The sequence below is a fragment of the Streptomyces sp. LUP47B genome (genome assembly GCF_001746295.1).
GTDB lineage: Bacteria > Actinomycetota > Actinomycetes > Streptomycetales > Streptomycetaceae > Streptomyces.
In genome coordinates this window covers 891,529-912,782 of the sequence record NZ_MJAH01000006.1, presented here as the reverse complement: position 1 = coordinate 912,782, position 21,254 = coordinate 891,529, and the positions used below count along the sequence as shown (strand labels likewise).

General features: G+C 69.3%; 16 protein-coding genes. 14 read left to right on the top strand and 2 right to left on the bottom strand.

Going from position 1 to position 21,254, the window contains the following annotated elements:
- Positions 1-281 precede the first annotated feature (281 nt).
- From BFN33_RS54420 to BFN33_RS22105, 9 genes are all read left to right on the top strand, one after another.
- On the top strand, positions 282-791 hold the full coding sequence (locus BFN33_RS54420) for an amidohydrolase family protein (protein ID WP_256122822.1): 510 nt from the start codon (positions 282-284) through the stop codon (positions 789-791).
- A 45-nt stretch (positions 792-836) separates the two neighbouring features.
- Positions 837-1,916, top strand: a complete 1,080-nt coding sequence (locus BFN33_RS22140; protein ID WP_088245372.1) for an MBL fold metallo-hydrolase — start codon at positions 837-839, stop codon at positions 1,914-1,916.
- Positions 1,917-2,010: 94 nt separating this feature from the next.
- Positions 2,011-2,820 (top strand): alpha/beta hydrolase, encoded by an 810-nt coding sequence (locus BFN33_RS22135; RefSeq protein ID WP_069761805.1) that lies wholly within the window; start codon positions 2,011-2,013, stop codon positions 2,818-2,820.
- Positions 2,821-2,926: 106 nt separating this feature from the next.
- A complete protein-coding gene (locus BFN33_RS22130) occupies positions 2,927-3,709 on the top strand; it encodes an SDR family NAD(P)-dependent oxidoreductase (protein WP_069761804.1) in 783 nt (260 codons plus the stop codon).
- 179 nt (positions 3,710-3,888) lie between these two features.
- The gene (locus BFN33_RS22125) at positions 3,889-4,878 is read left to right on the top strand and encodes an alpha/beta fold hydrolase (protein ID WP_079140925.1); all 990 of its coding nucleotides are present in this window, start codon (positions 3,889-3,891) and stop codon (positions 4,876-4,878) included.
- 14 nt (positions 4,879-4,892) lie between these two features.
- On the top strand, positions 4,893-5,372 hold the full coding sequence (locus tag BFN33_RS22120) for a cupin domain-containing protein (RefSeq protein ID WP_069761803.1): 480 nt from the start codon (positions 4,893-4,895) through the stop codon (positions 5,370-5,372).
- A gap of 43 nt (positions 5,373-5,415) precedes the next feature.
- Positions 5,416-6,288: an alpha/beta fold hydrolase gene (locus BFN33_RS22115; RefSeq protein ID WP_079140924.1), complete on the top strand. Its 873-nt coding sequence runs from the start codon at positions 5,416-5,418 to the stop codon at positions 6,286-6,288.
- A 512-nt stretch (positions 6,289-6,800) separates the two neighbouring features.
- On the top strand, positions 6,801-7,634 hold the full coding sequence (locus tag BFN33_RS22110) for an alpha/beta fold hydrolase (RefSeq protein WP_069761802.1): 834 nt from the start codon (positions 6,801-6,803) through the stop codon (positions 7,632-7,634).
- A gap of 421 nt (positions 7,635-8,055) precedes the next feature.
- Complete coding sequence (locus BFN33_RS22105) at positions 8,056-8,805, top strand: sigma-70 family RNA polymerase sigma factor (RefSeq protein WP_256122821.1); 750 nt, start codon at positions 8,056-8,058, stop codon at positions 8,803-8,805.
- A 318-nt stretch (positions 8,806-9,123) separates the two neighbouring features.
- On the opposite strand, the gene acnA is transcribed toward BFN33_RS22105, so the two are convergent.
- Positions 9,124-11,841, bottom strand: coding sequence for an aconitate hydratase AcnA (gene acnA, locus BFN33_RS22100; protein WP_069761801.1), 2,718 nt, complete (start codon positions 11,839-11,841; stop codon positions 9,124-9,126).
- Positions 11,842-12,155: 314 nt separating this feature from the next.
- Here acnA and BFN33_RS22095 point away from each other — a divergent pair, with 314 nt between their 5' ends.
- Entirely contained in the window at positions 12,156-12,356 is a 201-nt protein-coding gene (locus tag BFN33_RS22095) for a DUF4236 domain-containing protein (RefSeq protein WP_057611210.1), read from the top strand.
- Between the two features lie 83 nt (positions 12,357-12,439).
- Positions 12,440-13,969 (top strand): UDP-N-acetylglucosamine 1-carboxyvinyltransferase, encoded by a 1,530-nt coding sequence (locus BFN33_RS22090; protein ID WP_069761800.1) that lies wholly within the window; start codon positions 12,440-12,442, stop codon positions 13,967-13,969.
- A 529-nt stretch (positions 13,970-14,498) separates the two neighbouring features.
- Here BFN33_RS22090 and BFN33_RS22085 read toward each other — a convergent pair.
- Positions 14,499-15,377 (bottom strand): alpha/beta fold hydrolase, encoded by an 879-nt coding sequence (locus BFN33_RS22085; RefSeq protein ID WP_069761799.1) that lies wholly within the window; start codon positions 15,375-15,377, stop codon positions 14,499-14,501.
- A 265-nt stretch (positions 15,378-15,642) separates the two neighbouring features.
- Here BFN33_RS22085 and BFN33_RS22080 point away from each other — a divergent pair, with 265 nt between their 5' ends.
- The 3 genes from BFN33_RS22080 (at position 15,643) to BFN33_RS22070 (ending at position 21,236) form a co-directional block, all read left to right on the top strand.
- Complete coding sequence (locus BFN33_RS22080; RefSeq protein ID WP_069761798.1) at positions 15,643-17,142, top strand: MFS transporter; 1,500 nt, start codon at positions 15,643-15,645, stop codon at positions 17,140-17,142.
- A gap of 195 nt (positions 17,143-17,337) precedes the next feature.
- Complete coding sequence (locus tag BFN33_RS22075) at positions 17,338-17,907, top strand: TetR/AcrR family transcriptional regulator (protein ID WP_069761797.1); 570 nt, start codon at positions 17,338-17,340, stop codon at positions 17,905-17,907.
- Between the two features lie 668 nt (positions 17,908-18,575).
- Complete coding sequence (locus BFN33_RS22070; RefSeq protein ID WP_069761796.1) at positions 18,576-21,236, top strand: glycosyl hydrolase; 2,661 nt, start codon at positions 18,576-18,578, stop codon at positions 21,234-21,236.
- Positions 21,237-21,254 lie beyond the last annotated feature (18 nt).

Sequence of the window (21,254 nt, the reverse complement as noted above, 5' to 3'; positions counted from 1 at the left end):
CGGCCCGCCGCGAACGCTCGCGCCGTGCGGGACGGTTCGGTGACCGTCGTCGGCGGGGATCGGGAGGTCGCCCCGCTGGTCCTTGGGGCGCCGCGTCGTGCCGGGCCTGAACGACTCGCACAACCACGTCGTCCGCGGCGGTCTGCATTTCGTCCTCGAACTCCGGTGGGACGGCGTGCTGACTTTGCGGCAGGGTCCGGCGATGGTGCGGGAGCAGGCCGCGCGGACTGGACGCCACCCGGGTCTCGACGTACAACCCCTGGGTCGCCCTGTACTGGCTGGTGTACGGACGCAACGTCGCCGATGTGCCTGTGGTCGGGCAGAACCGCATGGACCGGGCCGAAGCCCTCGCCTCGTACACCACCGGCGGTGCCCGGCTCACGGGCGAGCAGGACGTCAAGGACACCCTCAGTCCCGGCTGCTACGCGGACTTCGCAGTGCTGAGCGGCGACTTCTTCGAGATCCCCGAAGAGCGGATCCCCGAGATCGAGGCGCTACTGACAGTCGTGGGCGGTCGGGTCGTTCACGACTGTCGGCTTCTTCGAAGGCCTGGCGCCGCCCATGCCACTCGTCCAGCCGGACTGGAGTCCGGTCGCGCACTTCGGCGGCTGGCAGGCGGGCCACGGGCGCGTTCGTTCCGGGCTGCGCCAGGCCGACCGAGGGAGTCCGGGACGCAGCCGCCGAATCCGCCGAACACCTCCGTTGGCGACAGCGGACGGGCCGGGCCACCGACGGTCACCGGCCACTCGACACCTTCGATCCCTGCTTCAGCTGAACACCTCCACCCCTGAATCCGACCCCGAGTTTCCTCTGAACCGAAAGGCGACCACACTCCCATGTCTCCCGAACTCCTGCCTCCGACCGGCCGCCGCAGATTCCTCAAGGGCGCCGCCGGTGCCCTCGCCGTCCCGGCCGCCGCGACCCTCGTCGGCGCGCTGGCCGAGCCCGCCCGCGCCGACGAGGGCGGACTGCCCGACTTCGCGCCGATCCCGGCCGCCTCGGTCGGGCCCACGCCGAACAAGGACGGCTACTACGTCGGCCAGATCGCCGGAAACCTGTACTGGGTCACCGACTCCTACTACCAGTCCATGTTCCTGACGACCACGCGGGGCGTCGTCCTCGTCGACGCACCACCGACCATCGGGCACAACCTGCTCCGCGCGATCGACGACATCACCCGGGCCAACGGTCGGCCGAGCAAGGTGACACACCTGGTCTACTCGCACTCGCACGCTGACCACATCGGCGCCGCCGGTCTGTTCGGAACCGACGTCGTCCGGATCTCGCACGCCGCGACGGCCGGCCTGCTGGCCCGCGCGGCGGATCCCAACCGTCCGCTGCCGACGGTCACGTTCCACGACAAGTACCAGCTCAAGGTCGGTGGTGAAACTCTGCGCCTGGCGTACCACGGGCCCAACCACTCCCCGGACAACATCTTCATCCACGCGCCCGAATACGCCACCCTGATGCTGGTCGACGTCCTGTACCCGGGCTGGGTTCCGTTCAAGGGCCTCGCGGTCTCCCAGGACATCCCCGACTGGATCAAGGCCCAGAGCATCGCCATGGACTACCCGTGGCAGACGTTCGTCGGCGGTCATCTCGGGCGGCTCGGAGTCCGCTCGGACGGCGCCCTGCAGATCCAGTACATGGACGATCTGGAGGCCAGCACCCGGTCCGCGATCGCCTCCGTCGACCCGTCCCCGTTCTTCGACAAGTACGGCGCGCAGGGAAACTCGTGGGCGGTCTTCAAGACCTTCCTCGACGCGGTGGCGGACGCCGCGGCCGCTCCCGTGGCCGCGAAGTACACCGGAGTCCTCGCAGCCGCCGACGTCTTCACGCAGGACAACGCGTGGGCGCTGCTGGAGTCCCTGCGGATAGACGCGGGGGTCCTCGGGCCGTTCGGCGTCCGGCCCTGAACCACTGGGGTCTCTCCCCGGTGCGAGAGCACCGGGGTTCCCGGTTTCGTGTGCACACGCCGGGCCGGCGCGCCCGTACAAGGAAGGCCCAGTCATGACCGTTCCGCTTCCCGTGGTCTTCATCCACGGACTCTGGCTGCACAGCACCTCCTGGCAGCCGTGGACCGAACTGTTCCGCGACGAGGGCTACGACCCGTCCGCGCCCGGGTGGCCCGGCACCCCGGACACCGTCGAGGAGGCGCGCCAGAACCCGGAGAGCATCGCCGGCCACGGGATCGACGATGTCGTCGAGCACTACGCGGCCCTGATCGCGGACCTGCCGACGCGGCCCGTCGTGATCGGTCACTCGTTCGGTGGGATGATCGCGCAGAAGCTGCTCGGCCAGGACCGCGCCGCCGCGGCGGTCGCGATAGATGCCGCGCAGATCAAGGGTGTTCTGCCCCTGCCGCTGTCCGCGCTGAGGGCGACGTTCCCGGTCTTCAAGAACCCGGCCAACAAGAACCGGTCGGTGTCCCTGACCGCAGAGCAGTTCCGGTTCGCGTTCGGCAACGCCGTTTCGGAGGAGGAGTCGACGGCCCTGTACGAGCGCTGGACCATCCCCGCGCCGGGCAAGCCGCTGTACGAGGCCGCCTCCGCCAACTTCAATCCGCACTCGCCGGCGAAGGTCGACACGGAGAACAGTGGTCGTGGTCCGCTGCTTCTCATCTCCGGCGGCAAGGACCACACGGTGCCCGAGACCGTCACCCGGGCCACCCTCAAGCAGTACCGGCACTCCGAGGCCGTCACCGACATCACCGATTTCCCCGACCGCGGGCACTCCCTGACGATCGACGACGGCTGGCGCGAGGTCGCGGACACCGTCCTCACCTGGCTGCGGCAGCAGGGTCTGGAGACCGGGCGATGAGTTCCCGCCCATCCAGGACCACCGGAACGTCCGGTGCCGACCCGGGCCACGCTGCCACCCTGCCGCATGTCGACGACGGTCGGCTCGCCCGCAAGGAGTCCGACTGATGGATCTTCGACTCAACGATGCAGTCGTGGTGGTGACCGGCGCGTCCGCCGGGATCGGCGAGGCCACGGTAGGCGTGCTGGCGGCCGAGGGCGCCACCGTCGTCGCCGTGGCCCGCCACCCCGGGGGCGTCGAAGCCCTCGGCCCGCAGGTGAACGGCCTGGCGGCCGACCTCACCGAGCCCGGCGCGGCCCAGCGTGTGGTGGAGGAGGTGCTCGCCCGGCACGGGCGTCTGGACGGGCTCGTCAACAACGTCGGCGGACTGGACTCCCGCACCGGCTTCCTGGACGTGAGTGACGAGCAGTGGCAGGCAACGTTCGAGCTCAACTTCCACTGCGCAGTGCGGATGACCCGCGCCGCGCTGCCCGCCCTGCTCATGCGTGGCGGCTCCCTGGTCCATCTCACCAGCGAGGCGGCGAGGATGCCGGACGTGTCAATGGTGGACTACGCGGCTGCCAAGACCGCGCTGCTGTCACTGTCCAAGACACTGGCGGCCGAATTCGGTCCGCGCGGGGTGCGTTCCAACGTCGTCGCACCGGGACCGACCCGGACCCGGCTGTGGGACAGCCCCGGCGGCTTCGCGGAGCAGCTCGCCGCTCAGTACGGCCTGGAGCCGGAGGCGGCGATCGACCACTTCGTCCGCGAGGTGCGCCGCCTGCCCACCGCCCGGCTCGGCAGCCCCGACGACGTCGCACGGGTCATCGCCTACCTGCTCTCCCCTCTCGCCCGCCAGATCACCGGCGCCGAGTGGGCCGTCGACGGCGGCGCGCTGCGCCAGATCTGACTTTCCCTTGCAAAGACTCCCTCTCATGGCCCTGCACAAGTTGATCGGTATCAGCGCCGTCACCGGCGTCGACTTCGTCATCGACGGCGGCCTCGTCGAATCCCGCTGACCGGCCGTCACGGCGCGGCGGGCACCGAGCCCTCACGCGTCGCTTCCCCTCGCATCTTTTGGAGAGAACAGTGAGATTCCGCCTGCCCAGATCCCGCCGCCTGGTGGCCGCGGCCTTCGCCCTGGCCGTCGCCCTCGGCTCGTTCACCCTCACGGCCTCGGCCTTCGACAAGCCGGCGCCGTCGTCCGACGAGCAGATGCCCGTCGGCTTCAGCGAACACAAGACCCAGGTCGCCGGGACCGGCATCAACTACGTGATCGGCGGCCACGGTCCGACCCTGGTCCTGATCCACGGCTATCCCCAGACCTGGTACGAGTGGCACGGCATCATGCCCGCGCTCGCCAAGCACTACACCGTCATCGCACCTGACCTGCCCGGCGCCGGCAAGAGCGACGCCCCGGCGTCCGGCTACGACAAGAAGACCATGGCCGCCAAGCTGCACACGCTCCTGGTCTCGCTCGGCAAGGCCGACGACGTGAACGTCGTCGGCCACGACATCGGCACGATGGTCGCCTACTCCTACGCCGCGCAGTATCCGCACAGCGTCAGGAAGCTCGTGCTCAGCGAGGCACCGATCCCGGACCCCGGCATCTACAAGTTCCCGGCGCTGACGGCCAAGGGTCCCGGGGTGTGGAACTTCGGTTTCTTCTCCTTGCGGACCGGCCTCCCCGAGAGCCTGATCCAGGGCCGCGAACTGACCTGGACCTCCGGCTTCATGCGGGGCATCGCGGTGCACAAGGACGCCCTGACCCCGGAGGACCTCGATGTCTTCTCCTCTTACCTGCGCGACTACGCGCACCTGGAAGCGAGTTTCGCCTGGTTCCGGACGTTCCCGCAGGACATCGCCGACAATGCGCGGCTCCAGAAGAGGCCCTTGACCATGCCGGTCCTCGCGATCGGCGCCGACGGCAGCCTCGGTTCGTCGGTCGCGAAGCAGGTACGCCACTACGCCACCCACGTCACCCCGGCGGTCATCCCCGACTCCGGCCACTGGATCTACGAAGAGCACCCAAAGGAAACGACCGACATGCTGCTGCACTTCCTGGGCGGCCGACGATGACGTCAGGAGCGGAAATGACCCGGTTCTTCCCCACCTTCGGCCCGACGGCCGACCGCGAACCCTTCTGGTTCCTCGGCGGCCAGGCCAGGATCCTGCTTCCCGGCGCCGCGACCGACAACCGGCTCAGCCTGATGGAGTTCACCGACCCGGCCGGCCACGCACCCCCGCACCACGTCCACGAGGACGAGGAGGAGGTCTGGTTCGTCCTCGACGGCGAGGTGACGTTCTTCGTCGGCGACCAGCGTCACGACCTGGTGCCCGGACAGGTCGCGTACGGACCACGCGGGGTGCCGCACAGCTATCTGGTGCGCTCGCCCGAGGGGGCGCGGATCGCGGTGCTGTTCAGCCCGGCCTACATCGAAGAGTACTTCCGGGCCAACGGCACCCCGGTGGCAGAGGCCGGGGACCTGCCACCGGAGTTCGATCTCGCGGCGGTCGTTGCATCCGCCGAGGCTTTCCACTTGCGCGTCACCGGACCGCCGCCGTCCTTGTGAGTCAGACCACCCAGAACGAGCAGGAAAGACGAGGAGAACAGTCATGACAGGCATCGAACCTGTCCGATCCCGCGAGGTCGGGCAACGCCGCAGGAAGCTGATGTTCTCGGCGCTGGTGGTCGGGACACTGCTCGCGGTCCCGGCACTGTCCGCCGCCACGCCCGGCGGCTCGGCCTCCGCCGCGAACGCCGCGCCGGCGTCGGCCACTCCGAGCACCCCACGGCCGACCGTGGTCCTGGTCCACGGGGCGTTCGCGGACTCGTCGAGCTGGGACGCGGTGATATCGCGGCTCGAGCGCCGGGGGTATCCCGTGATCGGCGTCGCGAACCCGCTCCGTGGCCTGGCCGGCGACTCGGCCTATGTGTCCAGTGTCCTGGACACCATTCCCGGGCCGGTGATCCTGGTCGGCCATTCCTACGGCGGGGCCGTCATCACCGACGCCGCAGTGGACCACCCCAACGTGAAGGCCCTGGTGTACGTCGCTGCGTTCGCTCCCGACGAGGGCGAGTCCGGCCTGGCGATCCTCGGAAAGTACCCGGGCAGCATGCTCCCGCCGGCGCTGGCGGTCCGGCCGTTCCCGGGCGGCCAGGACGCCTACGTCAGCCCCGCGGACTTCCGGCAGGTCTTCGCCGCCGATGTGCCCGCCGGGGAGGCCCGGCTGATGGCGGCCGGTCAACGGCCCGTGGCGCTGGCCGCGTTCGGGGAACCCAGCAGCGCGCCTGCTTGGAAGACCATTCCCTCCTGGTTCCTGGTCGCCGGCGCGGACCGCGCCATCCCGCCTGCCGCCGAGCAGGCCATGGCGCGTCGTGCGGGTTCTCGTACCGCGGTGATCCGCGGGGCCTCGCACGCGGTCCTCGTCTCGCATCCCGACGCCACCGCGCACCTCATCGAGGCCGCCGCCCGCGCCACCTCCTGACCCGGTCTCCTTCTCGTCGCACTGCCGGCTGTCGCGATGGGCGCGCAGAACGCCGTGGTCCGCCGACTGGCAGTCCCCGACCTGACCACGACGGTTCTCCCCCTGACGACCGCAGGACTCCTCGAACCAGGTGCGGCTGCGGCGCGTCGCGTCGATCCTGTCGATGATGACGGGGGCGTGGTCGGCGGTCTGCTGCTGCGTCAGGGTCGGTCACGGCTCCGCTGCGGGCCGAGAGTTGGAGCTGATCGGACGCCCACCATCACCTCTACGGCCGTGGCCACCGAACGCCTGGGGCGCACGTTCACCGACCGGCTTGCCGCGCTGCCGGCGAGTTTCCCCGGCACATACCTCACCGACGATCCCGGCACGCCGATCCCCGAAGGCTGCTCAGCGTTTCCTGGCGGAGCGGGCCGTTCCCCCACGATTCGGGGCCGATGCCCCGTACGCCATCCATCTCACCCACATCGGCGCCGTCACCGCGCTGACCCACCAACGAGCGAAGGGAATCCGACATGCCGTACATCACCGCCGGCCAGGAGAACTCCACCGACATCGAGCTGTACTACGAGGACCACGGGAGCGGGCAGCCCGTCGTGCTGATCCACGGCTACCCGCTGGACGGCCACTCCTGGGAGAAGCAGCTCCCGGCCCTGCTCGACGCGGGCCACCGGGTCATCACCTACGACCGGCGCGGCTTCGGCCGGTCGTCGCAGCCGACCACCGGCTACGATTACGACACCTTCGCCGCCGATCTCGACACCCTGCTGTCCGAGTTGGATCTCACCGAGGCGGTACTCGTCGGGTTCTCCATGGGCACGGGGGAAGTCGGCCGTTACCTGGGCACGTACGGCTCGCAGCGCGTCGCCAAAGCCGCCTTCCTGGCCTCCCTCGAACCCTTTCTACTCAGAACCGACGACAATCCGGACGGCGTCGACCGGTCCGTCTTCGACGGCATCCTGGAGGCGGTCACCAAGGACCGCTACGCCTACTTCACCGGCTTCTACGAGGCGTTCTACAACCTCGACGAGACGCTCGGCGGCCGGATCAGCGAAGAGGTGGTACGGGCCAGTTGGAGCGTGGCAGCGGGTGCGTCGGCGTACGCGTCGGTGGCCTGCGTGCCCACCTGGATCACCGACTTCCGCGCCGACGTCGCCAAGATCGACGTACCGACTCTGATCCTGCACGGCACGGCCGACCGGATCCTGCCGATCGACTCCACCGGACGGCCCTTCCACGCGCTGCTGCCCTCGGCCGACTACGTCGAGATCGAGGGCGCCCCGCACGGTCTGCTGTGGACGCACGCCGAGGAGGTCAACGCCGCGCTGCTGGCTTTCCTGAGCAAGTAATCGCCCAGCTCGGCCACGCACCGAGGGCCTGGTCCGTGACTGGGTGTGAATCCTCGCGGCTCGCCCCGCCGGTGACCTGCACGAGATGCCCTGCCCCGAAGGCCATCAGGCAGCGGGCGGGGCCTCCGCGTCGGCCTTCGGACTCAGGTCGCCCTTGGCCTGCGCACGCTCGAACCGCGCACAGGCCACCGACACTGCGCTCCCGGCGCTCGGCCGGGTCGCGTCGAGCCCGCTCGCCCTCGCGTCCGCGGACCAGCGCGGACTGCACCAGCAGACAGCCGAGGGTGGCGCAGGTGTCGTTACGGCCGTGCGGCGGCGCCTCGGCCGCCTCGCGGGCGGTGGGCTGCTCCACACATCAACGCCGACCCCGTCCCAGGCCCGACACCGCTCGGCTCCATCCCTTTAAGCAGAGGACCACGCCATGCCCAGCGGAATCAAAGGAGCCGGAGCCATCGGAACCGCCCTGGCCCAGCGCCCGGTCGCCGCCGGCGAACAGGTAATCGTCATCAACAACAACAGCCGCGGCCCTGGAATGCCGTTACGTCCGCTCGCAGCCGCCGGCCCCGTCCTGACCGCGGCCACGGTCAAGGAGGCCGCCGCCCAGGACGTCGTGACCAACGCAACAGCTCCGGGCGAGCCTGTGGCCGCACGTTGCGGGCACCTCCCGCAGGCGCTGGCAGCCGACCACACCAAGCCACTCCTGGCTTACGTCGAACGCATGCTGGGCGATCGTCACATGGCAGAGGACATCGTGCAGGAGACCTTGATACGCGCCTGGCACCGCTCCGACCGGCTGTGCGCCAACGAAGGATCGATGCGCGGCTGGCTGCTCACCGTGGCTCGCAACCTCGCCATCGACCGGATACGCAGCGCCTACTTCCGCCATGAGTCCCCGGGCGCGGAACAACAAGGCACGCTGCAGAGCGACCACGCCGACACGGTCGCGTCCTCGGTCGACGTCGTGGCCCTTCTGCGGCATCTGTCACGGGAGCATCAAGAGGTCCTTGTGCACATCTACCTACACGACAGGACCGTGCAGGAGACCGCCCACCTCCTGGGCGTCCCCGCGGGTACCGTCAAATCCCGGCAGCACTACGCGTTGCGCCAGCTCCGCAACCGGGTCCGCGCACCTATGGCGACCGGGACGGCCGCTGAGACAGCAGCCGCCTGAGTCGGCTGTCGCGCTTACGGAGCCCTTTTCAAGCTGGCGGCGCTGACCGCGAGTTGGACCGTTCTGCACAACGACGAAGCTCCTGGTGGACGGGTTCTCGACCGAGATCACCCGTGTCCGCCAGGAGCTTCGCGTGCTTGTCCACCCGTCATCGCCCAGCGACGCTCGTTCGCCTCACGCTCGCAAGGGCAGAAGCGCAGCTCCGGGAACAGATCGCCTGCGATCATGCTCGCAGGCGCGACTTCCGCCCCGTCGAGCGCGAGCGCCCCGCCCCCCTCGCGCGCGAGATGCAGGGGCAGGGCGCTCGTTCACGTCAGGTCAAGAACTGGCGAGTTGGCGCAGCACGTAGTGCATGATGCCGCCGTTGCGGTAGTAGTCGGCCTCACCGGGGGTGTCGATGCGGACGACCGCGTCGAACTCCACGCCCGTGTCGGTGGTGACCTTGACCGTGCGCGGCGTGCTGCCGTTGTTGAGCTCCTCGACACCGGTGAAGGAGAAGGTCTCCTCGCCGGTCAGGCCGAGGGACTCGGCGCTCGCGCCCTCCGGGTACTGCAGCGGCAGGACGCCCATGCCGATGAGGTTCGAGCGGTGGATGCGCTCGTACGACTCGGCGATGACGGCCTTGACGCCGAGGAGCGCGGTGCCCTTGGCGGCCCAGTCGCGGGACGAGCCGGAGCCGTACTCCTTGCCGGCCAGGACGACCAGGGGGGTGCCCTGCTCGATGTAGTTGCGCGAGGCGTCGTAGATGAAGGAGACGGGGGCGTCGTCCTTCGTGAAGTCGCGGGTGTAACCGCCTTCCGTCCCCGGCGCGATCTGGTTGCGCAGGCGGATGTTGGCGAACGTGCCGCGGATCATGACCTCGTGGTTGCCGCGGCGCGAGCCGTAGCTGTTGAAGTCACGACGCTCCACACCGTGCTCGGTGAGGTACTTGCCGGCCGGGGTGTCGGCCTTGATGGCACCGGCGGGCGAGATGTGGTCCGTCGTCACCGAGTCGCCCAGCTTGGCGAGCACGCGGGCGCCTGTGATGTCGGAGACCGGGGTGGTCTCCATCGTCATGCCCTCGAAGTACGGGGGCTTGCGGACGTACGTCGACTCCGCGTCCCACTCGAAGGTGTTGCCGGTCGGGATCGGCAGCGCCTGCCACTGGGCGTCGCCCGCGAAGACGTCGGAGTAGGACTTGTTGAACATGTCCTCGCCGATGGCGTTCGCCACGACGTCGTTGACCTCGGCCTCGGACGGCCAGATGTCCTTGAGGAAGACCGGGTTGCCATCCTGGTCGGTGCCCAGGGCGTCCTTGGTGATGTCCACCTTCATGGAGCCGGCGAGGGCGTACGCGACGACCAGCGGCGGGGACGCCAGGTAGTTCATCTTGACGTCGGGGTTGATACGGCCCTCGAAGTTCCGGTTGCCGGAGAGGACCGAGGTGACCGCGAGGTCGTGGTCGTTGACGGCCTTGGAGACCTCCTCCGGCAGCGGGCCGGAGTTGCCGATGCAGGTGGTGCAGCCGTAGCCGACGAGGTTGAAGCCGACCTTGTCGAGGTAGGGGGTGAGCCCCGCCTTGTCGAAGTAGTCGGTGACGACCTTGGAACCCGGGGCGAGGGTGGTCTTGACCCACGGCTTGCGGGTCAGGCCCTTCTCCACGGCCTTCTTCGCGACGAGCGCGGCGGCGACCATGACGTACGGGTTGGAGGTGTTGGTGCAGGAGGTGATGGCCGCGACCGTCACCGCGCCGTGGTCGATCTCGTACGTCGAACCGTCGGGGGCGGTCACGGTGACCGGGTTGGACGGGGCGCCGTTCGGGGCGACGGCCGGGGCGTCGGAGGCCGGGAAGGACTCCTGGCCGGCCTCGTCCACGTCGTCGACGTAGTTGCGGACGTCCTGCTTGAACTGCTCGGCGGCGTTCGCGAGGACGATGCGGTCCTGCGGGCGCTTCGGGCCGGCGATGGAGGGGACGACCGTGGAGAGGTCGAGCTCCAGCTTCTCGGAGAAGTCCGGCTCGGCCTTCGGGTCCAGCCAGAGACCCTGCTCCTTGGCGTACGCCTCGACGAGCGCGAGCTGCTGCTCGGAGCGGCCGGTGAGCTTGAGGTACTTGATGGTCTCGTCGTCGATCGGGAAGATCGCGGCGGTCGAGCCGAACTCCGGCGACATGTTGCCGATGGTGGCGCGGTTCGCGAGGGAGGTGGCGGCGACGCCCTCTCCGTAGAACTCGACGAACTTGCCGACCACGCCGTGCTTGCGGAGCATCTCGGTGATGGTCAGCACGAGGTCGGTGGCGGTGGTGCCGGGGCTGAGCTCGCCGGTCAGCTTGAAGCCGACGACGCGCGGGATGAGCATGGAGACCGGCTGGCCGAGCATCGCGGCCTCGGCCTCGATGCCGCCGACGCCCCAGCCCAGCACACCGAGGCCGTTGACCATCGTGGTGTGCGAGTCGGTGCCGACCAGCGTGTCGGGGTAGGCCTGGCCGTTACGGACCATGACCGTACGCGCGAGGTGCTCGATGTTCACCTGGTGCACGATGCCGGTGCCGGGCGGGACGACCTTGAAGTCGTCGAAGGCGGTCTGGCCCCAGCGCAGGAACTGGTAGCGCTCGCGGTTGCGGCCGTACTCCAGCTCGACGTTCTGTGCGAAGGCCTCGTTGGTGCCGAACTTGTCGGCGATGACGGAGTGGTCGATGACCAGCTCGGCCGGGGAGAGCGGGTTGACCTTCGCCGGGTCGCCGCCGAGCTCCTTGACGGCCTCACGCATGGTGGCGAGGTCGACGACACAGGGCACGCCGGTGAAGTCCTGCATGATCACGCGGGCCGGCGTGAACTGGATCTCCTGCGACGGCTGGGCCTGGGAGTCCCAGCCGCCGAGGGCGCGGATGTGGTCGGCGGTGATGTTCGCGCCGTCCTCGGTACGGAGCAGGTTCTCCAGGAGAACCTTGAGGCTGTACGGCAGGCGGGCCGAGCCCTCCACCTTGTCCAGCCGGAAGATCTCGTACGACTCGTCGCCCACGCTCAGCGTGGCGCGGGCGTCGAAGCTGTTCGCCGACACGACAGTCTCCTTCATTTTTGTGCGCTTACCACCGCATCCTGCCGCCACGCCGCTCTGACCGATCCGCTAAGGTAAGGCTAAGTTAGGCATGCCTTACTGCCAGACCCGGCGGAAGCGTGCGACTGCGGTACGCCTCGGCAGATATCTCGATGTCGAGATAACTCTAGTACATGAGGCCCGGATGGTCATGCCCGGCTTCCTTGTGATGTCCGCCGCCAGGATCCCCGGGTCGGCGCGGCCCCGGTCATCAGTTCGCCAAGTCGGGGTATGCGGAGGGAGTTGGGAGCACCAGACCGACCCGAGGGGAGACCCACATGGGCCTCACGTTCCGCAAGAGCTTCCGGATCCTGCCCGGCGTGCGGCTGAACATCAACCGGCACTCCTGGTCCATCACCACCGGCGGCGGCAAGCACGGCCCGCGGCACACGCACAGCAGCACGGGACGCCGTACGACATCGATGGATCTGCCCGGACCTTTCGGCTGGCGTCGCACCCGTACCGCCAAGCGCCACTGAGGCTCCCTCAGGTCCGCGGAGGTCCCTCACCCGAATGGACCACCCGGAATGCGCCATCTCATATCTGAGATAGCCTCGAGCTCATGGCAGACGACTACCTCGTACGCATCGGCAAGCTCATCCGTGACGCCCGGCAGCACCGGGGCTGGACACAGTCGCAGCTGGCCGAGGCGCTCGGCACCAGCCAGAGCGCCGTCAATCGCATCGAGCGCGGCAACCAGAACATCAGCCTTGAGATGATCGCCCGCATCGGTGAAGCACTGGACAGCGAAATCGTCTCTCTGGGCTACGCGGGCCCCATGCATCTGCGCGTGGTCGGCGGTCGTCGGCTGTCCGGCGCGATCGACGTCAAGACGAGCAAGAACGCGTGTGTGGCCCTGCTGTGCGCCACGCTCCTCAACAAGGGGCGCACGGTGCTGCGCAGGGTCGCCCGCATCGAGGAGGTCTACCGCCTTCTGGAGGTGCTGAGCTCCATCGGGGTCCGCACCCGCTGGATCAACGGCGGCGTCGACCTCGAACTCGTGCCGCCGGCCGAGCTGGACATGGACGCCATCGACGCCGAGGCCGCCGTCCGCACCCGCTCCATCATCATGTTCCTCGGCCCGCTGCTGCACCGCATGGACGGCTTCAAGCTGCCCTACGCCGGCGGCTGCGACCTCGGCACGCGGACCATCGAGCCGCACATGATCGCGCTGCGCCGGTTCGGCCTGGACGTCGCGGCGACCGAGGGCCAGTACCACGCGCGTGTGGACCGGTCGGTCCGCCCCGGCCGTCCGATCGTACTGACCGAGCGCGGCGACACCGTGACGGAGAACGCGCTGCTCGCGGCCGCCCGCCACGACGGCGTCACCGTCATCCGCAACGCCTCCTCCAACTACATGGTCCAGGACCTGTGCTTCTTCCTGGAGGCCCTGGGAGTGAAGGTCGAGGGCATCGGCACCACCACCCTCACCGTGCACGGCGTGCCGCACATCGACGTGGACGTCGACTACTTCCCCTCCGAGGACCCGGTCGAGGCGATGAGCCTGCTGGCCGCGGCCGTGGTGACGGAGTCGGAGCTGACCGTGCGCCGGGTGCCCATCGAGTTCCTCGAGATCGAGCTCGCGGTCCTGGAGGAGATGGGGCTCGACCACGACCGTACGCCGGAGTACTTCGCGGACAACGGCCGTACCCGGCTGGTCGACCTCACGGTCCGGCCCTCCAAGCTGGAGGCGCCGATCGACAAGATCCACCCGATGCCGTTCCCCGGTCTGAACATCGACAACGTCCCGTTCTTCGCGGCCATCGCGGCGGTCGCGCAGGGTCAGACCCTCATCCACGACTGGGTCTACGACAACCGGGCGATCTACCTGACGGACCTGAACCGGCTGGGCGGGCGCCTCCAACTCCTCGACCCGCACCGGGTGCTGGTGGAGGGCCCGACCCGCTGGCGCGCCGCCGAGATGATGTGCCCCCCGGCCCTGCGCCCTGCCGTGGTCGTCCTGCTGGCGATGATGGCGGCCGACGGCACGTCCGTGCTGCGCAACGTCTATGTCATCAACCGCGGTTACGAGGACCTGGCCGAGCGGCTCAACTCGGTGGGGGCGCAGATCGAGATCTTCCGGGACATCTGAACCGTCTGCCGGACGCTTCGCACACCGCCATGAGCAGGCCCGCGGCCGGCTTCACCGTGGTGGCGCACCTGTGGATGCCGAGGACGACGAGCCGTCCGCCTGCCTGTCCGGCCTGGCCGATGTCCGCGTCGCCCAGGCCGAGTCGGAGCTTGAAGCCGAGGTTCCCGACCGTGCCGTGCCGTGGAGCCACTCCGGCACGGTGTCAGGGGCGAGGTGCAGGCGGAGCACGGGAGGCGCGGGAAGGCGTTGCTACGCCGACCAGGGTGCCGGTCGGCTTTCGACGTACCGGGCGCCGCCTCGCCGCCTGAACGTGGAGCCCGGCGCTCCGTCGATGTGCTGGATCTGCGGGCCGACGGACAGCGGCATTTTCAGACCACGGATCTCGACAGCAGCTGCGCAGAACACCGCCCGGGAACACCGGCATCCCGCTCGTCGCGTCACGCCCCTGGCGGCAGCGCGGCGCCGGCCTCGAAGACGCGTCGTGGCTCCGGAAGGCCGACCTCGCGCACGCAACCCGGGTGCGGGGTGTTCACACCGCTGTGTTCAACAGGTCGGCCAGTACGTCGGGCCGTTCCAGGGCGATGAAGTGGCCCGCTCCCGGCACCTGGGTGAAGTCGGCGGCGGGCAGCAGGTTCTCGTTGGCCTGCCGGTCAGTGGGCCGGGACCAGTCCTTCTCGCCGTAGACGAAGTGGATGGGCGCCTTGACCTCGGGGTAGCGCGAGCGGGCCGCGATGAGGCTGGGCAGGCTCTGGTACACGGCCCGGGCGACGGTCGGATAGCCGGGGCGGCCGCCCACCCGGAGGAGCTCGTCCACGTAGTCCGGCCGCAGAGCACTCCTGTCGCCGAGGCCGCCCTGCAGAATCCTGCGGAGGGCCGGCTTGGGCTCCACCCCGGCGACCACCGGCCCCACCCCCGGCGTGAGAACGGCACCGACCACCACGCGGGCGAGGAGACCGGACCGGGCGATCCCGTCACGGAAGTCGTACGCGTTCACCGCGACGACGCGGCGTACCCGCTCCGGCAGATCGGCCGCGGTGGTCAGCGCGAGCACCGCCCCCATGGACTCCCCGACCAACGTCACGTCGTGGAGGTCGAGTTCGGTCAGGAGCCGTTCGACGCCCGCGCGCATCGCCGGCTCGTCGTACGACGCCCCGGGCACGATCTCGGAGTAGCCCATCCCCGGCAGATCGAGGGCATAGACGGTGTACTGCTCGGAGATCAACGGGATGAGGGAGCGGAAGTGCTCGGCCTGCGTGCGCACGGTGTGCAGCAGGACCAGAGGGGCACCAGTGCCCGCTTTGAGATAGCGCAGCGCCCCCTCGCGGCCGCGGCCTTCGTCGCGCGGGGCGAGGGTGTGGCTCGTGGCCCCCGGAATGCGGATCGTGGGACGTGGCTCCTGGTGGGGCATCTCTCTGACTCCTTGTGTGCGACCTGCGCAGAGGTGACCCGCTTCGCGCGGTCGCGACTGCCCCCACGATGGGGAACCGTTCGGTTTCCGCCACAGTAAACCGATCGGTTTTCGAGCGCAAGCCAAGCGGTCCTGGCGCGCGGCACCGCTCACACCCTGGAGGCCGCCTCTCCGCTTGCGTCATGGAAACCGATCTGTTTTCCTGTGTGGAAACAGATCGGTTTTCGACCGGTGCCCGGGCCATGACCAGCGACAAAGGGAAACGATGACTACCACCTACGACCGTGGGGCGCCCGCCTCCGGGAAATCAGACCAGGGCCGCCGCGGCTCACATGCCGTGCGCTGGTGGGTGCTCGTCGTGCTGGGCGTGGCACAGCTGATGGTCACGCTCGACGCGACCGTCGTGAACATCGCGCTGCCCGCCGCACAACACGACCTCGGTTTCAGCGACGGCAGCCGGCAGTGGGTCATCACGGGGTACGCCCTGGCATTCGGCAGCCTGCTGCTGCTCGGCGGCCGACTCGGTGACCTGTTCGGCCGGCGTACCACTTTCGTCATCGGCCTGATCGGTTTCGCGGCCGCGTCCGTCGCCGGCGGAGCGGCCGGCAGCTTCGAAATCCTCGTCGCGGCACGTGTGGCCCAGGGCCTCTTCGCCGCGCTGCTCGCACCCGCGGCCCTCTCACTGCTGAGCGTGACCTTCACCCACCCGTCCGAGCGGGCGAAGGCCTTCGGCATCTTCAGCGCGCTGTCCGGGGCGGGCGGCGCGGTCGGACTGCTGCTCGGCGGCATGCTCACCGAGTGGGCGTCGTGGCGCTGGGTGATGTACGTGAACGTCGCCTTCGCGGCGGTCGCGCTGGTCGGCGCGTTGCTGTGGCTGGCCAAGCCGGCGGTCACCGAGCGGCCCAAGCTCGACATTCCGGGCACGATCGTGGTGAGCGCCGCGCTGTTCGCCATCGTCTACGGGTTCGCACACGTGGAATCCACGAGTTGGACCAACCCGGTCACCCTCGGCTCCATGATCGTCGGCCTGGTGCTGCTCGCCGTGTTCGTGTGGCTGGAGTCCAGGGTCGCGCATCCGCTGCTGCCGCTGCGACTCGTGCTGGACCGGACCCGCGGCGGTTCGTTCCTGGCCGTGTTCGTCGTGGGCATGGGGATGTTTTCGATCTTCCTTTTCCTGACCTATTACCTTGAAGCCGGCATCGGTTACTCACCGATCAAAACTGGTCTGGCCTTCCTGCCGATGGTCGGGGGAATCGTCGCCGCGGCGACCACGGCGCCTTCGCTGCTGCTGCCCAGGGTCGGCCCGAAGATCGTGGTCTCCGCCAGCTTCCTGGTCTCCGCGACCGGTATGGCCCTGCTGACCCGGCTCGCGCTGGACAGCGGCTACGTCGCCGACATCATGCCCGGGATGATCCTGCTGGGTCTCGGCCTCGGCGGGGTGATGACCACCGCGTTCCAAGGGGCGACCGCAGGCGTGCACCACGAGGACACGGGCGTCGCCTCGGCGCTGATCAACACCAGCCAGCAGGTGGGTGGTTCGATCAGTACGGCCCTGCTGACCACCGTCGCGTCGTCGGCCGCGGCCGACTATCTGTCCTCGCACAAGGCCGGCGCGCTGACCGCGGCACAGGCCGGGGTCGAGGGCTACACCGCCACCCTGGCGTGGGGCGCCGGGTTCTTCGTGGTCGGTGCGGTGCTCGCGGCGTTCCTGATACCGAACACGCCTCTGGCACCGTCGGAAGGCGAGCCCGTCATCGCCCACTGAGTCTGAATCCAGCCAGGCATCGAACGTGTCGGCTCCGCCACCCCGATGAAGACTGGCGTGATCACCAGTCCCCGGCTGCGGCAGGTGGGCGGCGCCCACCCTCATACCGGTGATCGCCGCCCTGGCCGACGTGTCCGTCAGCACATCGTAAACCGATCAGTTTTCTTTTGCTCGGAATCGAGTTAACCTCGCGGTATGACCACCGAGGCGAAGTCAAATTCGAGGGAGCGGCTGCTGGAGGCGGCGGCCAGGCTCACCTACCGGGACGGTGTCGGCATCGGTGTCGATGCGCTGTGCAAGGCGGCGAAGGTGTCGAAGCGTTCCATGTACCAGCTGTTCGAGAGCAAGGACGAACTGCTGGCCGCGAGCCTGGAGGAACGCGCCGCCGCCTTCGTGGCCGGGCTCGTGCCCCCGGCGGACGACGGTCGTCCCCACCGCGAGCGGATCCTGCACGTCTTCGAGCAGCTGGAGTCGCAGGCCGGCGCTCCCGAGTTTCTGGGCTGCCGATATCTGACCGTTCAGGTCGAGCTCAAGGACCAGAGCCACCCTGCGAGCCAGGTGGCCCACCGGATCAAGGCCAACCTGACGGGCTTCTTCCGTTCCGAGGCCGAGCAGGGCGGCGCGAGCGATCCCGAACTGCTGTCCCGCCAGCTCATCCTGGTCTTCGACGGCGCCAGCGCCCGCGCGGGAGTCCAGGCCGACAACCTGACCGGGCTGATCACGCCCACGGTGACGACCCTGCTCGACACGGCGGGCGTGCGCTGACGCGACCGACCCTCACGGGCTCGCGCCCCATTTTTCGGGGTGCCGTGAGCGACGGCGTGCGTGCGTTCGACTTGGCACCACGGAATGCCGACCGCCATGAGTCGGAGCGCCAGGTCGCCGCGCGTCACGACAGCGCTCCGCCCCACCTTCGCCCAGACCCCCAGGCGCACCGAAGCCCCACGCGGCACGGGACGGCGATGCCCCTGCCATCGTCGCCCAGGTGATCGCCGCGGCGGCGACCGACGCGAATCCTGAGCCGCGCCGCAGGGCCGGTTCCGTGGCCGGGCGGGAGCACGCTGCACCGCGTCGGTCCCATCGCCGGTGGGCGATCAGGATGCCCAGCAGCGCGTAGGCGATGCAGGGCAGGTCAGGGGTCGAGCGCGCCGGTGCAGTCGAGGTGGGCGGTCGACACCGCCGTTCGATCAGGCCCCGCGCTGTCTCTTTCGGCGCCTTCCAGAGTCAGCACGGAGCAAGCCCGGACCAACACGGAGCAAACCCGGAGCCTCGAAGGCAGCAGACCGGCAGGCCGCCACCCTTTCGCCCGATCGACAATCCAGTACACGAAGTGACAGGCCCCGGTCAAACACTTCCCAAGTGCCGGACACTTCCTCCCACCCATGGTCAGGTCCCAACGAAGGCCGTACGCATGCCTGTTTGGGAGGACCCCCGTGTCAGTACCGACCCGTAAGAGACGATGGCTCACGACCTGGGCCATCACCGCGTCCGCCGCACTAGTCGCGATACCCGCCAGCGCCGCGTCCGGCCAGAGCAGCAACCCCTTCGGCGCCCGCGCCCTCGATCGACTCGCCGCCCAACGCGCCGACTCGGTGGGCGCGATGACCCCCAAGGCGAAGGCCGAGGACGGTGACGGCGACGACGGCAACGAGGCCGACGAGATAGCCGAGGGCGCGGACCAGTACGCCGAGGCGCGCACCTCGCCCGGCATCGTCGCGCCGGGCGCCTATGGCGCCGCCTGGTCCGATCTGACCAAGCTGCCGAGCAGCGGCGGCAGTTGGCGCAACGTCACCGATCTGCCGTACAACTCCGACGACTCGCGCTACCGCGACATCGACTCCAACTCCAGCGGCGGCTCGGGCAACGTCACCGGCCGGATGGCGGCGATGGCCGCCGACGACGGCGGGTACGTGTACGCGGGCAGTGCGGGCGGCGGCGTATGGCGGTCCCGGTCCGGCGGCGGACACTGGCAGCCGATCAGTGACCGGCTGCCGGCGCAGTCCACCGGCGCGCTCTCGCTCGACGGGGCCGGCCGGCTGTGGCTGGGCACCGGCGAGGCGACCACCAACGCGGACGCCTACCTCGGCAGCGGCGTCTACGTCCTGTCCCACCCGCACCACGGCACCTTCTCCACCCGCAGCCGGGTCGGCGGCGATGAGCTGGAGTCCACCAGCATCCACGAGCTGCGCTTCGGCGGCGGCAAGGTGTGGGCGGCCACCAGCGAGGGCGTGTGGAGCCACTCCACGAAGACGCTGAAGGGCGCCTGGAAGCTGGAGTTCGCGCCCAACCCGGACTATCTGCCGGGCGGTTCGGAGGCGAAGGACCCGAGCGCCCCGTACAAGAACATCGCCAACGACATCGCAATCGACCCGAAGAACCCGAGCAAGGTCGTTCTCGCGGTGGGCTGGCGCAGCGGTGACGACTACAACGGCTTCTACACCAAGGGCGCGGGCGGCGCCTGGACGCGGATCACCAGCGGCCTGGGCGACCTGCCCGCCGACGCGGACAACGTCGGCAACGTCACCTTCGCCCGCTCGGCCGACGGCTCCCGCTACTACGCCATCGACCAGTCACCGGAGCAGCTGAACACCAACCCGGACAGCGGCCTGGAGGGCATCTACGTCTCCAAGTCCGGCTCCCCCACCGGTCCTTGGACGAAGATCGCCGACTACCAGGGACTGGCCGCCGACGGCTCCGCGCTGACCACCAGCGGCTACATGCCGGGAGTGCAGGCCTGGTACAACCAGTTCCTGACGGTCGACCCGGCGAACGCGGAGCACGTGTACGCGGGTCTGGAGGAGGTCTACGAGACCAAGGACGGCGGCGGCACCTGGTCGACCGTGGGCCCGTACTGGAACTTCTCCTTCCCCTGCTGGAACATCGACCCGGCCAAGCAGACCGGTGACTGCAACCCGACCACCCACTCCGACCAGCACGGCGTGGCGATCGGCAGCTACCACGGCAAGAGCTTCGTGTACGTGGGCAACGACGGCGGTGTCTACAAGCGGCCGGTCAACGGCTCCCAGGACGCCTCCGGACACGCCACCGACTGGACCTCGCTGAACGACGGCACCATCGACACCCTGCAGTACTACTCGGTGGGCATCGGCAAGGACCTGGACCACGGCGGCGTCTCCGTCACCGGCGGCCTCCAGGACAACGGCCAGTCACTCCTGCGCAGCAACGACAAGGTGATGGGCTCCAACTTCGGCGGGGACGGCGGCGACACGCTCACCGACCCGGCCAACGGGTGCAACATGGCCGAGGAGTACGTCTACCTCTCCATCCAGGTGACCCAGAACTGCGCCGTCAACGACGGCAATTGGATCGACGATCCCGCCAAGGCCACGTCGTACAACGTGGCCCCGGCCGACAACGCGACCAGCGAGGCCCGCTTCATCGCCCCGCTCGCGGCCGACGCCAAGAAGCCCTCGACCTGGGTCGCGGGCGGCCGCCATGTGTGGGTGCAGACCCACGGCTACGCCATCCGCAGCGGCAGCGAGTGGACCAGCCTGTACGACCTCGGCGAAGGCCGCACCGCTACCGCCGTCGCCACCTCCGGCGGCAAGGTCTACGCGGCCTGGTGCGGGCCCTGCAACAACCAGGGCTTCACGCGCGGGATCTCCGTCGGCAACACGGACGGCACCGGCTGGCACGACATCGCCCTGCCGGCCACCGGGGCGGCCGGGACCGTGCCCAACCGCTACCTCAGCGGCTTCGCCGTCGACCCGAAGAACGCCGACCACGTCTACCTCACGGTCAACGGCTTCTCCCGGCAGTGGACCGAGGGACCGGGCGCGGGCGTGGGTCACGCCTTCGAGTCCAAGGACGGCGGTACCACCTGGAAGGACATCTCGAAGAACCTGCCCGACGTGCCGGCCGACTCCGCGGTCGTCACGCCGAACGGTGGTCTCGCCGTGGGCACCGACCTCGGCGTCGTCTACCGGGCGCCGGGACGTACGACCTGGCAGCGCGTCGGCAACCTCCCGGCGGTCGCCGTGCTCCAGGTGAAGCTGAGCCCCGACGGCAGCACGCTGTACGCGGCCACCCATGGCCGCGGCATCTACACGATCAAGGTGCGTGACTGCGGCTGACAGCCGTGCGAAAGGGGT

Excerpts from the sequence above, each read along its gene's own strand:
- BFN33_RS22140 (WP_088245372.1), top strand. The coding sequence starts at position 837 with ATGTCTCCCGAACTCCTGCCTCCGACCGGCCGCCGCAGATTCCTCAAG.
- BFN33_RS22135 (WP_069761805.1), top strand. The coding sequence starts at position 2,011 with ATGACCGTTCCGCTTCCCGTGGTCTTCATCCACGGACTCTGGCTGCAC.
- BFN33_RS22130 (WP_069761804.1), top strand. The coding sequence starts at position 2,927 with ATGGATCTTCGACTCAACGATGCAGTCGTGGTGGTGACCGGCGCGTCC.
- BFN33_RS22120 (WP_069761803.1), top strand. The coding sequence starts at position 4,893 with ATGACCCGGTTCTTCCCCACCTTCGGCCCGACGGCCGACCGCGAACCC.
- BFN33_RS22115 (WP_079140924.1), top strand. The coding sequence starts at position 5,416 with ATGACAGGCATCGAACCTGTCCGATCCCGCGAGGTCGGGCAACGCCGC.
- BFN33_RS22110 (WP_069761802.1), top strand. The coding sequence starts at position 6,801 with ATGCCGTACATCACCGCCGGCCAGGAGAACTCCACCGACATCGAGCTG.
- BFN33_RS22105 (WP_256122821.1), top strand. The coding sequence starts at position 8,056 with ATGCCCAGCGGAATCAAAGGAGCCGGAGCCATCGGAACCGCCCTGGCC.
- BFN33_RS22095 (WP_057611210.1), top strand. The coding sequence starts at position 12,156 with ATGGGCCTCACGTTCCGCAAGAGCTTCCGGATCCTGCCCGGCGTGCGG.
- BFN33_RS22090 (WP_069761800.1), top strand. The coding sequence starts at position 12,440 with ATGGCAGACGACTACCTCGTACGCATCGGCAAGCTCATCCGTGACGCC.
- BFN33_RS22085 (WP_069761799.1), bottom strand. The coding sequence starts at position 15,377 with ATGCCCCACCAGGAGCCACGTCCCACGATCCGCATTCCGGGGGCCACG.
- BFN33_RS22080 (WP_069761798.1), top strand. The coding sequence starts at position 15,643 with ATGACTACCACCTACGACCGTGGGGCGCCCGCCTCCGGGAAATCAGAC.
- BFN33_RS22075 (WP_069761797.1), top strand. The coding sequence starts at position 17,338 with ATGACCACCGAGGCGAAGTCAAATTCGAGGGAGCGGCTGCTGGAGGCG.